Source organism: Exiguobacterium sp. R-17 (genome assembly GCF_049913315.1).
Lineage (GTDB): Bacteria > Bacillota > Bacilli > Exiguobacteriales > Exiguobacteriaceae > Exiguobacterium_A.
The window spans coordinates 87802-102126 of record NZ_CP184373.1 but is presented as its reverse complement, the minus strand read 5'-3'; the positions used below and the strand labels follow the sequence as shown (position 1 = coordinate 102126).

Genomic DNA, 14325 nt, shown 5'->3' with positions numbered 1-14325 from the left:
TGCGTAAGGATTTTTGTCGTACTTTTAATTGGCCTCGGTCGAAAGGTCATTTAGTTGCTAGAAGACCTTTCCCGCCTTTAGTCTGCAACGTATTTATTCTTTCTACGTTTTTAAGAATAGGCTTTGCCTTTTGAATCAGAGTTTGAGTAACTTCTAGATTTAAAGACGCTTTATGGGATATTTCATTCAGCCATACCTCATATATATTAGCCGTATCTTCTTCCTCATCAGAAACACTTACAACATACATTTCACATTTCTCTAATTTCCCCATTGATCGAGAGGCATTTAGTTAGGATATCAACCATCTCTTCTCTTTTATTTTCTGATACAAAGAACTTAGTAAATAAACAGTACTTGGACATATATATCCTCCTTTCGGACTCGAGATATTATTTTACTTTTAGAACCTTACATACTTGTTTAGTCTTCATCTCTCTCCACATCATGGTTTATCATTTGTAAAAAAATAATTGATCAAATCAAGATTTTAGTTAAACTCCTTATTCCCAATTAGCAGAGTACGTGCCGAGAGTTGATCAATATAGGTAGTATCAATATTGTATAGTTTAATTGCATTTTTCACAGAAATTTGATTTTAGGTAATCTGCTTCGTTGTCTTACTCTCTTCGACATTTCTACGTCGAAATGTATACAGGTTGGAATCGCGGAAGAGATCATGCCATTCGAACGACTCATCCCCGTCTATCACTCGAAAAAAAACAATACTCTATTTCCTTTACCGTCCGATAATTCGTCCTTCACCGATGTATAATCATTACATAGATTGACTAGGAATCAGGACATCCTAATGTATACAGACACCCTCATACATGATGGCTTACGTCAAGATGGGTCAACATGCAAGGGGTATACAATCCGATGATATGAATTCCTAATAATAAAAAGACTAACCTTCAGGAGCGAGACCAATGAACAACTTTACAGAATTCAACCCATCACTAGAATCTTATTTCCGATCCATCATTCTCTTTGGCCGAAATGTCGCCTCTTACAAATTCGCTATGGCTAAATCTCTCCTAGAGTTGAATCAGCATCAGAAGGACACGTTCATTTCACTGGAGGATGTGTCCGTATCATTCGCGCACCACGTCTGCGAACACCTGAAAATCAGTGACAGACAAGCCACCTCTTCTTCGAGTAAGTTCTTAGACGTCTGTCGTAATTATAATGCTGGCAATGTATCTCACGAACAATTGATCGATGCTACGAGAAGACTTGGATTTGTAAACGTATTGGACGCATTTCATAATGTGAACAACGAAAAGTTACCCGTCTCCTTTTTCGAAGTACAAAAACATGGGAATACGAAGGGTATCGTCTTGACCGACGATATGTACAATATCTTACAATCTGTTCAAATGGAGAACTTCTCACTCGAAGTGGAGGCCAGATGGCGCCTAGTTGAGACAGCTTGGGGTCTGAACATCGCCCCTTCCCTACTAAACGTGAAACACGATGCCATCAAAGAACAATTCTTCATCCAAGAGACGGATCGAAATCGACGAATCGACATCACTTCTTCCAGAGACGCCCTGAATGGTTACCAAAAAGGCAAATGTTTTTACTGTTTCCGTGACATCAGCATTCAATCAGGCGACCTGAACTTAGCTGATGTCGATCATTTCATTCCTCATATCTTGGGCACCGAGTTCGAGGAGGATTTGAATGGCGTCTGGAACTTAGTATTGGCATGCCACAGTTGTAATCGAGGATCGAATGGTAAGTTCGCACGTATTCCATCACTGGAATATTTGGAGCGCCTTCATCGAAGAAACGAATTTTTCATCGAGAGTCATCATCCCTTGCGCGAGACTCTGCTCAATCAGACTGGTGTCTCTACTGATTCACGTATCAAGTATCTACAACTAATGTATAACTTGAGTATTTCTTTGACGGGTGGATTTCGTTGGAAACCTACTATCGAATTCGCCGCTTCTTTTTGAGCAAGCCGATGATAATTCTCGGTTCAACTTTAGTACATGCATTCTATATATATAAATAAGATGTATCTCTGACTGACAGATATAATCTGATACGAGTTACATCAACGATAATTGCTTTTCCAGTAGATCAATATCAAAGACGCTTCCCATATATCACACGCGTTGGTTCATATACAACGTGATGCTATGTCGATTCGACATCTTCAGAAGATATCTCGTCCACGACCGATGCATCAAGATCCATGGAGTCGATCTCTTTCCGTACCTGATTCATCATTTGATTATATTTGATTTGATTCCCTTCTTGCTCTCCGAAGACATGGACCTAGTCTCTTTGATCCCAAAGATAGAATTGGCCGAGCAGTAACGAAGTAGCACATAACATTTTTCCCGATAAATACTTCTTTGAATTTTAATGTGTATACAAGATATAATGGCTTTAGTTTCATGAATATCGGTTTAGAAGACTATACAATTTTTAAGGGGATGAAACGGGATGAAAAAGCTCGTCGCGATTGCATTGGTGACCATTTTAGCCGGGTGTGGTAGTCAGCAGGATACCGAGGAAATGATCAAGTGGGGCGAATATAACAAATCAAACGTCGAGAGACTGAAAGAGAATGATATTGAGGTACAAGTCAAGGACGATGTCATGTACATACCGAAATCAGATCAAAAGAAAGCTGTTAAATGCTGTACGTGATGTTGCATTGATCATCATGTCCATCGTCCTAATCGGATGATGGACATTTTTTTGTTCTCCCCTGTCCCGAATCCCTCGTCTCCCGTACCTTACTCACCCACACTCTATTATAGGAATTCCCTCATCGACTGCTACTTACAGTATAGAAAGGTAGGAGAATCATTTGCGACCGATTCATGTTTTTCGCGTCATGTCGCTCTCATTCATCGAAATAATAGTTCTTGTTCTCTCGATAATTCGAATTCGGCAGACGACTAGATAACCAAACTAGAAAATGATAATTTTTCTTCGTGATTCAACCTTACAATTTTGTAATCCGAACTCTCTGATGACACTCGGACGGATTTCGACGTCGAAACGTATACAATTTCCATCCATCATCCGTCCTAGTCTCTGGGGTAGGCATGATTCCTGCCGACCAGAAGTACGACATCGGAGACGTATCCATCTAAATGCCACTGCGGCTCCTCGAATCCATGATGCTCCGGTCCCTCCTCATGCCAGAACGACATGGTCCTATCACATGTCTCATAGAGGACATGAACCCTCTTCCAAAAATCTAGAGCGTATCAGGTGGACGTTTTTTGATGATGGATTGTATTTACAGAAGACTTTACATTTATTTACTTTCTGAAAATTTATACTTCTGATCAAAACCTAAACAACCGGCAGCAGGTACCGATACTACTGTCTGTATGGAAAAAAGTCAGGAGGACTCTTATGCACAGCAAACGTAAGCATTCATTAAGGAACAGACTCTCCCTCATCATCGGTATCATTCTACTTCTATTTTTCTTGTTCAGTAACATTGCACTTTATCTCAACACTACGCAAACCGCTCTCTCCACACTCAAGAAGACAGCCATCCAAGATACACAACGTATCGCAAGACAGATTGACCCCACAGCATATGAGCGTTTCCTCGCTCGACCCGAAAAAGGGAAGGAATATAACAATCTACGCTCTCAATTGGACAAGCTCCGCCAGCAAAACGGTCTTCTCTACACGTACACAGCACTCGTAGAGGACGGTCAGGTCAAGCTCATGGTCGACGGGAATTCTTCCGAGAGCGCGAGCACCATTGGTGAGGTGGCGACTGGTGCCTCACTCAAAGACGTGAAAGACGTTCTATCCGGGAAGACACATGCGACCGATATTATCGAAGATAAGAAATATGGGAAGTACATCAGCGTCTTCGTCCCGATCAAGGCTGCTGACGGTGATGTCATCGGTATTCTCGGCAGCGACATCTCGGCGGACGAGGTGCATGCGTTAACGATGGCACTTGCCAAACAAAACTTCCCACTCTTTTTCTTAGGTCTCGTCATCTTCTTTGGGATTACGCTCATCTTCCTACGCTTCATCCTTATGCGTAAGCTCGACCCGATCCGTATGCTGCAGGAGGTCGCTCAATTCATCACGGAAGGTGACCTGAACAATGCCGCTCATCGCCTACGCGACCTGAAGGTGGGGGCGAACGATGAGATCCATTCCCTCGCCGTATCGATGCAAGACATGAACGAGATGCTAAGTACGATAATCGGCGAGATCAAGAAGACTTCTACGTTGATCACTCGTACCAGCGAGACCATCGACTCGAGCTCTCAAGAGGTCCTCGATGGATCGCGTCAGATCGCGCACACGATGACGGAAATCGCCGTCGGTACCGAGAGCCAGACCCACGTCACCCACTCCCTCAACGAGGAGATGAACGCGTTCGCAGGTTTGATTCAGAGTACGGATGAAGTCAGCACGAATATTAATAACGCTACGATCGAGATGAATGAATTGACACAAGAGGGCCGCGCTCACATGCATCAGTCTGTCGAGCGAATGAACGTCATCCATTCTCACGTCCAACGTTCAACGAATCAAGTGCAAGAGCTCAATCGACAATCAGAAGAAATCCAAGGTCTCATTTCTATCATTCGTGATATCTCTGAACAAACCAATCTCCTGGCACTGAATGCTGCGATCGAAGCAGCTCGTGCCGGCGAGCAAGGGAAAGGATTTGCCGTCGTCGCTTCTGAAGTGAAGAATCTCTCCATGCACGTTGCAGAAAACGTCAGTCAAATCTCCTCTATTGTAAACAATGTCCTCATCAGTACTCGATCGATGGAAAAAAGTTTTACTGAGACAGTCAGTGAGACAGAGGCCGGTAAGCAATCCATCCTTGATACGGATCAATCTTTTAGTCGATTGACAGAACACGTCGATGTCGTGTCCCAGTCTTCACAACATATGGCGCGTCAAATGCAGAACGTCCTTCAATCAGAAAATCGCATTCGTCACGCGTTAAGCGAGATTGCATCCGTCGCCGAGGAACATACTGCAGGAAACGAAGAAGTCGCTGCAGCATCAGAACAGATGATTGGTACGGTCACCGCTTTGCATGACTTAGTTGTCACTTTAAACGAAACGACAGATGTTTTAGAAAAAGGGACAAATCGCTTTAAGATTTAAGGGTAATATCTTTCACCAAAAAACATCCCCTTTGTAGAATTGCTCTACTGGACTAACCTAAAATTTTGAGACAATATAAAACACCTTCGGAGTGGTACACTTTTAAAAAGTACTAACATCGGAGGTGTTTTTGCATGGGCAAAAACGTATATTCAAGTGAAGTAAAATGGGCAGTAGTCAAAGAAAAACTGAGTGGTGAGTTAACGACGAAACAGATCATGGAGAAGTACAGAATCAAAAACAAATCGCAAGTCGAAACATGGATGAGATGGTATCGGTCTAATGAACTCTATCGATTCGATCAGCCGATTGGAAAACAATATACCTATGGACATGGACCAGATTCTGCGAGTGAGGATGACAAGAGAGAAAGACAAATGTCTCATCTGAAAATGGAAAACGAGATCTTAAAAAAGTACATGGAGATCGAAAGAGAGTTGAGAAAGAAGCAGTCATAAAAATTGTAGCGTCTCTGCGAAGAAAGTATACGATCACCGCTATTCTGAGTGCCTTGAATGTACCAAGAGCAAGCTATTACCGGTGGACGAAAAAATCTGTGGAAGCACCTTCGGTGCTAGAAAGAGCCATCATCGAATTAAGTAAACAGACAAAGTATCGGAATGGGCATCGAAAAATAAAGGCATTATTACAGCAAATCTATCAGTTGAAAGCCAAGCGGAATACTGTACAGAAAATCATGTAAAAACACCATCTTCAATGTCGGATCAAGCCAAAACGAAGATGGAAGTCTCAAGGTGAGCGCATCATAACGGCACCGGATCTCATAAAGCGTGATTTCACAGCAAGTAAACCGAATCAGAAGTGGGTGACGGACATCACCTATATCCAATACGGCAACACGACAAAATATCTTTCCACCATTATGGATCTTTTTAATAACGAAATCGTTGCCTATAAGTTATACGATCACCAACAGACACCTCTCGTCATTGATACATTGAAGTTGGCATTAGAGAATCGAAATCATCCGTGTCGATGATTGTCTCTACTGAAGTGTCTACATCACATAGTCGAGACAAAATTTCCAGTTCTTCAATCAAGGCAGCTTGCCTGACGATTATTTCGTTCATCTCCTCGAACTGATGGTAACCGACGACGACCGTATCAATTTCTCCTTGAATATTTGTGACGAAGAGCGGTACCTCTTGAGCTTTTTCCCGTGTCTTCTTAAAAGAACGCGCAACAGCAATCATCGAGGTGATTTGATCTGAAGTAAGCGTGACACCAAATCGCTCTTTAGATTCAGACGCCATATAAAATTCCTCCTTGCACCCATTCTTTGTCTTTCAAGACCCCTTATTTTTTCGTACAAATGGACGTCACGGCACGTGACACGCTCATATAATGAAATACCACATCGTAAGAAAAAAGTTAGCTGGCTATCTGTTAAAGAGAATAATAGATGAATTAGTGATAGTTAAAATGCATTAGACCATTCGTTTGATATGATTATATTCATCAAAATACTCGTCTCAAAAAATACAACAGAAGACGTTTAATAAAGCGTTTCATATTACTCTTTTTTAATCATTATTAAAAACCATTTATACTTCAGGAAATGCTCATGATACGCATATTTAAAAATTCTATCGGAGTAGAGTTTTTGAAGATATGTATTCTGATTGACCAATCGTGCACATTTGAATGATGTAACATGCATAATTGAGATAAACATGAATATTGTATACATTTCGATCTCGAAATCGAAAGAGCGTCTTCGTTCATCTTCTTCCGAAAAGACATTTGAAAGAGTCCATTGCATTTATATTCTCGACATTACTAAAAATGTCAGGGTCGCTCGAGGCGGATATCTCGTCAGGTGCCATAACCAACTTCTGCCGTTCAATGTGACCCATAGCAAGTCTTCCGATGTAGCCCGTCAATGCAGATTCAAATCTGCGATCGACATCCGGTCGTCTGCTACTAGCTTGTGCTCGTTCATGTAGAAACAGCTGTGAGCAAGCGATCAGTATAGTATCGTTTTCTGGTTGCCATAGTCCCAACGTCTTGACTTGATTGAATCAGAAGCAAATCGATTCCACGAGCTTGACCTCCAAATACAGTCAGACATCAATCCGATCATGTTGGTGATCTCGTCACGCTTTCTCCATAGTTCCAGTTCCTCTTTGCTAAGACTCTGCAATGGTGTAAGAAAGAGAGTCACGAACCTCCTCCGCGAACGTTTCAAGATTACGAATTGGATTCCCAGCATCATCCTTCACTTCACCTAAAGCATCACGTAGGTTTTCTGGAATTGTGATGATTTTGAAATCATATCCATCGATATCATCAACGGATGAAATACTCTATATTTTTTATCATACTTCAACTACTCTAGCCCCTCTAACATACATTTATTTAATATGTGATTAGTTTATCAGTTAACATTAGGAGATTAATTCTCGTTTTACAAAGAGAGAAAAGGATTATAAATAGTGTTCCGTTAAGTCTAAAATGTGAACGTTCGAAAAAAAATTTAAAGATAAGTATACAAAACAGTAATATTGTTTTAGTATTATAAACATGTTAAAAATTTAAAAAGGAGGTAAATATGAACAAATTGTCCATCTTTTTTTTGATAATCTTTTTTACAAGTTTTTTAAGTAGTTGTAATTTAGATAACTCAAGAAATGATGTTAACTGTTTTGAGAATTGGTCGATTTGTAAGACTCTCTCGCAAAAAAAGTATAAAATCGACCTGAAAAGAAAAACAAAGATAGCTATTTTAGATAGTGGAATTACTAAAAACGATACATCGTTGAAAATCACTAAAACGTTTGATACTTTATCTAGTACTCCAAATAAAAAAACTTTACTTCATCATGGTAATGCTGTGCATAATATTTTATCTAATCAATTATCGGCTTTTAATAATAAAAAATTATTTGATTATATTGAAGTTTATGATGTAAGAGTTTTGAATCCTAACGGAAAAGGCACTCTAGAGGATGTCGTACAAGGAATAGAGTGGAGTATTGAAAACAAAGTTGATGTGATAAATATTAGTTTTGGTTTTCAACGCAATTATCCAGAACTAAAAAAAGTTATCGCTAAAGCTAATTCTTTAAACATCGTTGTAGTTGCTGCAGCTGGAAACAATTTCGGTTTATCTACTGATTATCCTGCTAAATATTCGAACGTCTTATCAATATCTTCAATCAATCAGAAGAACCAAATTGACCCTTTTGCTAGTACTGGAAAAGTAGATTTTGTAGCTCCAGGAGTCAATCTACCATTAGAGATTGATAAGTCTAAGAATCAAAATCAATTAGTATCCGGAACTTCTTTTGCTACTGCAATCGCAACCGGAATCATTTCAATAATCAATAGTACCTCAAAACAGAAGATGAATAAAAAAGAAATGGTTAATGATTTACAACGACGTTCATTTAAATTTGATAAGTATAGTGATCGTTCAATTTACGGTAACGGTCTCTTAAAATATTGATACGGAAGGGTGTCTACAGCATGAAAAAAATGTTTATACTACTAATTACGGTAACGTATATGCTTTCTTACATACTCCCAGCTAACGTTATTGCTGAAGAAAGTAATGTTATTGCCAGTAATGAATTGTCCGACTTGACGACTACTGAAACAATCGAACCTCTCAACAATAATTCGAATACCAATAATATTGTTGTTGAAGATTATACGAAAAATCAAACTGGATATATTGATACTTCAATCGATAATCAAGGATTGACTGTAGAGAGCCAACTTGAGCTTGATTTCGAAACGAATCATATGACAGTAGACGCTGTAATTGCCGACGCTGAAGGAAATCTAGTAAACAAGTCATTTGATGTTGCTATCGAAAAAGTTAATAATGAAGAAGATTTTTCGGCAATCTTAACTGATTCTGAAACTTTATCTACTTATAAAATAGACTCATCAGAAGCGAGCGCTTCATGGTATCCCCTTGTCGTGATAGCGATAAATGTAGCTAGATTTGGAGTACAACAAGCAATAAAAAAGTATGGAAAGACTGCTGTAAAGAAAGCAACTGGTAAATACGGAAAAAAGGCTACAGCTAAAACCTTAAAAAAAGTAAAATTTCAAAATAAATCATTGTTTAATGGACATTGGAATAAACATAAACATGAATTTCCTGGCTATACTCAATCAAAGTATTTAGCTAGAGCACAAACATTAGTTAATGCAAAAGGAAAACATATTTTGACTAAGAAAAGATCTAATGGTGATATTTTACGATACAATAAAGATACAAATGAATTACTTATACTCAATAAAAATGATGTAATCAAAACACTATTTAAGCCTAGACATCCTAATAAAAAAAGCGGATACGAATATTTTAAAGATCAATAAATATATATTATGAGGTGATAGAATGACGTATGTTTGCCCTGTTTGTGGATATGATAAAATGCATGAAGCTCCTTATTATTCTAATGGAGATGCTTCATTTGATCTTTGTTTATGCTGTGGATTTCAATTCGGAGTAGACGATGATGTAGAAATCGAAGATGGTAAGTTTCTTACTAGAAAAGAATCCCATGTTCTTTATCGAGATAATTGGATTAAAGACGGTGCAAAGGTATTCAGTTCCGATGCATTCGATACTAATCTGGATAGAGGCGAGTCTCTTGGAAGAGAGTTGCTGGAGAAACAACTCCATACGATTCATATTCAATTAGAAAAACGCATGGAGTCATAAATTTACTAATTTATGATTTCAGAGAACATCTAAACAAAAAGTGAGTCATTTTCACAAGTCAACGACTCTAATATAGTTATTATCCTCAAACACTAAAGGTGACTTCCTATCAACTCTGGAGTCACCTTTAGTGTTTCAAATTAACTTCGTTTACTATTAAAATGATCAACTCAAGATCGAACATAAAAATACTCCTATCAAGTTCAAGTTCTGATTGATAGCTGATGAAGCCTTCTCATATTATAATCCATTGTTTAATTAGCAGAATGCATATAATGGAGTACTTGAATGAGACTCAACAAGACTTCCAGATGTATGTTCCGATAGAGTGTAAGAAAACTTATTCCGCTCGCGATCTCGTCTCGAAAAATTTTTAATCTTGTTTTTAACACCTCAACCTAATCAAAAATGAGACCAATCGATTTTATGAGCGATTACCATACTACAGTAAAGCATCGATCCGATCGTATGGAGAATCTCATCCCGCTTTTGAGTATGGCACTAAAATATATTTTGGAAAGTTCATTTTTTTATTTTTCTTCGTATCCATTCTAGCAATAACTACTTTGACATCTCGTATTAATATATTTGACGAATTGTAATATTAAGTGCAACACCTAGCTGAAAACACAAAAAAACCCATAACGACCTCGTGTAGAATAGAGTTACCACACCAAATTCAACGGAGGATTCGTTATGAGCTATGTTCATCTTACCACATCAGAAAGAGTCAAAATAGAGACATATCTCGAGCTAGGTTTTTCTATCCGAAAGATTGCTGGACGCCTAGGGCGTCAACCTTCTACGATTTCACGAGAATTGAAACGAAATCCTCACTATGATTCTTCCCATGCCGACAAGCGTTATGTGGAGCGGAAAAAGAAGTGCGGTGCACGAACGTCGTTGTCGACATCGGGTTTGGTGAGCGGAAATACTGGGCGTTCACGAATGAGCACGGTCAGCTGGTCCGCGTCATCGCGAAGAAGATCGTTCTCCAAAATGATGCGACAGAAGGCGTTACGAGTGACGGACGCTACTACTCCGATGAGGCGAAGGTGCCTGGCGTCGAACGCACGGATCTCGATGAAGGACATGTCATCGCCGACTCGCTTGGTGGCGTCTCGAACGCCTACAACATCACTCCGCAGGACAGTACACTGAATCGTCATGGTGACCAGGCTTACATGGAGGACGTCATCCGCAAGGCGGGTGGCGCGACGAACTTTGAAGCGCAAATCACCTATCCGGATACATCTACGATGATCCCATCCGCGTATCAGTATACCTACACGGTTCGTGGGAACACCGTCGTCGACCGATTCAAGAATGGTAATCCAGACGAGACGAATGCTGCACTTGGTCTGACGAAGAAGAAGAAGAAAGCAGAACCGTCAGCGAAGTCCTCTACCGATACTACAGCGACCGAGGATGTCTCGCGCGTCGATACCGATGGCAATGGTCAAGTGACAATCCAGGAAGCGAAGGACGCAGGCTTTGCGATGCCGATCACGGAGAAGCACTGGCTGTACCAATATATGCGGGACAATGACCATGACGGCATGGTCGGAGAATGAATCCTTGATCCAATCGAATAGGCGAAACATATTAGGGCAGTGACGAGATATTCGTCGCTGCCTTTTTCATCCCCAGAAACGGAAGTATTGATGAGTCGTCGAAAAACACATCTGAAATTGAATTGTTATACAGTAAAGCGGCGAGATTGTTGATCTCAAACTCTGAACACACTATATTCATCCTGATTTCATCCGAATCGTTCTATGTATTTTGAGTCAATTATAATTTTAGAAGTTTAAAAGCAAAGTATTTAAATTTAATAAGATAATAAATAAAATTAAATGTAATAAATGTAAAGAAATAAAAGTAATAAAATTGGCTAAAAAAGTAAAAAAATAAGTATGTTATCATAAGTGTAAAATATTTCAACAAAATCAGATTGGAGATGATATGAAATGTCAAATGAAACAATTTTTCTTGTGATTGCAATCCTTATAGGTTTATATTTTGGTTTTTTTGCAACACCTTCAAAAAAAAATAAAAAATAATGTATTTTGCAATTAAGAAAAATTATTATAGTTTCTTGATTTAGACTTCATTAATATATGAAAAACGACCGTTATGTATACAATAATGATTATTCTTTCACAAAACTGAATTTAGTGAAGTAATTACAGTGTTAACGTCTTTAAACTCACATTTTTATCAATGTATTTTTAATAGTCCTTTTTATGCATAAGAACTTCGGTTACACTTTTCAAAAGGCATTACAAAAAGGTCAACGTATAGGTACTTTAAATTATCTGCACGTTGATCCCTTTCTTAATCATCAATCTACTAATCGTTGTTCAGCCATCTTATAAAATCTCATTTTTTTCACGTTTACCAATCGCTACACGCTGAAAGATTTGGAGTTTATCCTCTACTCCTCTAAAAACCCCTCTTTCCATTTTTCAACTTATTGCAATGCGACAAGTTGCCACTAAGTGGTTGTCCTGCTGCCATTTCTTCAAAAATGATACGGTTCAATGATTTGTCTACGAATATCTTTTGACTACCATCGAAATGATAATAGTCTTCTTTCGAATACTGTGTCCACTCAAGTTGATATAATGATCACTCCCACCCATCCGATTCATCGATAGTCGTAAGGTGATTTTTTTGTTCTCCACGGACTACTGAATCATTATAAGTGCGGACATTTTTATTATATAGTCGCATTTCAACAGTCGAATCATCTAATCGGCTGTATAACTCTTCAATTTCTTTATTAAGTGATTCGTATTGCCGTTGCGCCAACATGATATCCGCAACTTTTTCACGGTTAAAGACATACACGCCGGCTGCTTAGCGGATGCGAGTCGCAGCTCTCGTTATCGATTTGGCAGGAAGGCAACGATGCGATGAAGATGTTGCGTGCAACTTACAGCATCACGCATGAAAACTTTGCGCTCTACAGCCTCATCACATTCGGACTACCCCTTATCCTTCTCGATTATTAGGCGAAGAACAATGTAATTTTTCTCATTAGTATCTTCGTGGCACTGCTTGGGAGTAGGTTTCTCTCCTACGATCAAATGGTCTATACGCAATAAAGTAAGCGCTCCTGATATCGATCAGGAACACTTATTTTATCGTACTGGCTTTCGGAAGACCCAGTAAGACTGTCCGAGATAATTGAGAGTCGTGTAAAGAATCATCCCGATCAAGATTGCCCCTGTCTCCTCGAGATGCGGCAAAAATTGATGAACGCCCCAAAGACTGAGACGATATGCAATGAGATAACTCAGTGAGACGACAATTAAGAATCGAATCCAGTAGACCCATCCACCAGCTTGCTGACGAAACGTGAATCGACGATTGAGTAGATAGCTGATCCAAATCCCACAGGCGTTCCCGATTGCTGTCGCAGTCCAGTATCCTGTATGCATCAGACGGGAGCAGATTAAGGTGATCGTCAATCCTACAATCGTGTTCAACACACCAACGAGCAAAAAACGAAACAATGTCGTCATCCGCATCTCTCCTCAACAATGTAGCGAGGACGTCGCTTGACTTCCTGATAGATTTTTCCGACATACTCTCCAACTAGTCCAATGCCGAACAGTTGCAGTCCTCCAATGAACCAAATCGACATCATAAGTGAGGTCCATCCGTCCATCGCTTTCCCTTCGTATTGACGATATAACGCATATCCTACAAATCCAAATGAAACAATCAACATAAATAGAGACAAGAGAAAAAGCAGTTTAATCGGACGGACACTAAAGGAAGTCACGCCATCCCAAGCAAGAGACAGCATCTTCCGTAGCGGATATTTGGATTCACCAGCTAGACGTGGTTGACGTGTATAGCTGACTTCCGTCGTTTGAAAGCCAAGTGCCGGAACCATACCACGCAGAAACAGGTTCCGCTCTGGATGCGCATAGAGCGCCTCGACAGCTCGCTTACTCATCAAGCGATAGTCGGCATGATTGAATACCGTTTCGACTCCAAGCTGATCGATGAAGCGATAAAATCCTTGAGCAGTCGAACGTTTGAACCAACTGTCACTCTGTCGATCCTCCCGTACACCGTAGACGATATCGTTCCCTTTGGCATACTCTGCTAAGAACTGCTCGATCACCTCGACGTCATCTTGAAGATCTGCATCCATCGAGACGACACAATCCGCAGACAGATGTCCTTCTGCGAGCCCCGCAAACAAAGCATTCTGATGCCCGACATTATGTGCGAGCTTTAATCCACGAAACTGTGTATCCATTGCGTGTATGTGCTCAATTTGAGACCATGTATCATCTTGACTACCGTCATCAACGAATAACACAAATGATTCTTCGGTAATTAATCGTCTTCCCTTCCAGTCTTCGAAAAAACGCTGCATTGCGCTGATCGTCAAAGGTAGTACCTCTTTTTCGTTGTAACACGGAACAATGATTCCTAACGTCGGGATGGTTGTCATGGGATGAACTCCT

12 protein-coding genes and 2 pseudogenes are annotated in these 14325 nt (G+C 39.8%); 10 read left to right on the top strand and 4 right to left on the bottom strand.

Going from position 1 to position 14325, the window contains the following annotated elements; all coding sequences use genetic code 11:
• Positions 1–46 precede the first annotated feature (46 nt).
• The gene (locus tag ACN9MT_RS16085) at positions 47–250 is read right to left on the bottom strand and encodes a putative quinol monooxygenase (protein ID WP_426273543.1); all 204 of its coding nucleotides are present in this window, start codon (positions 248–250) and stop codon (positions 47–49) included.
• 682 nt (positions 251–932) lie between these two features.
• Between ACN9MT_RS16085 and ACN9MT_RS16080 the strand changes: the two genes are divergently transcribed.
• From ACN9MT_RS16080 to ACN9MT_RS16060, 5 genes are all read left to right on the top strand, one after another.
• Positions 933–1967: an HNH endonuclease gene (locus ACN9MT_RS16080; RefSeq protein ID WP_426273541.1), complete on the top strand. Its 1035-nt coding sequence runs from the start codon at positions 933–935 to the stop codon at positions 1965–1967.
• Positions 1968–2463: 496 nt separating this feature from the next.
• Positions 2464–2670: a hypothetical protein gene (locus ACN9MT_RS16075; protein ID WP_426273539.1), complete on the top strand. Its 207-nt coding sequence runs from the start codon at positions 2464–2466 to the stop codon at positions 2668–2670.
• Positions 2671–3390: 720 nt separating this feature from the next.
• The gene (locus ACN9MT_RS16070) at positions 3391–5133 is read left to right on the top strand and encodes a methyl-accepting chemotaxis protein (RefSeq protein ID WP_426273816.1); all 1743 of its coding nucleotides are present in this window, start codon (positions 3391–3393) and stop codon (positions 5131–5133) included.
• Between the two features lie 134 nt (positions 5134–5267).
• On the top strand, positions 5268–5591 hold the full coding sequence (locus ACN9MT_RS16065) for a transposase (protein WP_426273814.1): 324 nt from the start codon (positions 5268–5270) through the stop codon (positions 5589–5591).
• Between the two features lie 368 nt (positions 5592–5959).
• On the top strand, positions 5960–6133 hold the full coding sequence (locus ACN9MT_RS16060) for a DDE-type integrase/transposase/recombinase (RefSeq protein ID WP_426273812.1): 174 nt from the start codon (positions 5960–5962) through the stop codon (positions 6131–6133).
• Here ACN9MT_RS16060 and ACN9MT_RS16055 read toward each other — a convergent pair.
• The gene (locus ACN9MT_RS16055) at positions 6081–6407 is read right to left on the bottom strand and encodes a hypothetical protein (protein ID WP_426273810.1); all 327 of its coding nucleotides are present in this window, start codon (positions 6405–6407) and stop codon (positions 6081–6083) included. The genes ACN9MT_RS16060 and ACN9MT_RS16055 overlap by 53 nt on opposite strands.
• A 1298-nt stretch (positions 6408–7705) precedes the next feature.
• On the opposite strand from ACN9MT_RS16055, the gene ACN9MT_RS16050 reads away from it, so the two are divergent.
• The 5 genes and pseudogenes from ACN9MT_RS16050 to ACN9MT_RS16030 all read left to right on the top strand — a co-directional run.
• The gene (locus ACN9MT_RS16050) at positions 7706–8602 is read left to right on the top strand and encodes a S8 family serine peptidase (protein WP_426273808.1); all 897 of its coding nucleotides are present in this window, start codon (positions 7706–7708) and stop codon (positions 8600–8602) included.
• 20 nt (positions 8603–8622) lie between these two features.
• Positions 8623–9486, top strand: coding sequence for an SAR2788 family putative toxin (locus ACN9MT_RS16045; RefSeq protein ID WP_426273806.1), 864 nt, complete (start codon positions 8623–8625; stop codon positions 9484–9486).
• 22 nt (positions 9487–9508) lie between these two features.
• Complete coding sequence (locus ACN9MT_RS16040) at positions 9509–9835, top strand: hypothetical protein (RefSeq protein ID WP_426273804.1); 327 nt, start codon at positions 9509–9511, stop codon at positions 9833–9835.
• Between the two features lie 696 nt (positions 9836–10531).
• Positions 10532–10744, top strand: a pseudogene (locus ACN9MT_RS16035) (helix-turn-helix domain-containing protein); the annotation flags it as partial.
• Positions 10723–11409 (top strand): annotated as a pseudogene (locus ACN9MT_RS16030) (DNA/RNA non-specific endonuclease); the annotation flags it as partial. The pseudogenes ACN9MT_RS16035 and ACN9MT_RS16030, both read left to right, overlap by 22 nt.
• Before the next feature lie 1572 nt (positions 11410–12981).
• Here ACN9MT_RS16030 and ACN9MT_RS16025 read toward each other — a convergent pair.
• The gene (locus ACN9MT_RS16025; protein WP_426273802.1) at positions 12982–13365 is read right to left on the bottom strand and encodes a GtrA family protein; all 384 of its coding nucleotides are present in this window, start codon (positions 13363–13365) and stop codon (positions 12982–12984) included.
• Entirely contained in the window at positions 13362–14312 is a 951-nt protein-coding gene (locus tag ACN9MT_RS16020; protein WP_426273800.1) for a glycosyltransferase family 2 protein, read from the bottom strand. The genes ACN9MT_RS16025 and ACN9MT_RS16020 overlap by 4 nt, the downstream gene beginning before the upstream one ends.
• Positions 14313–14325: the final 13 nt, after the last annotated feature.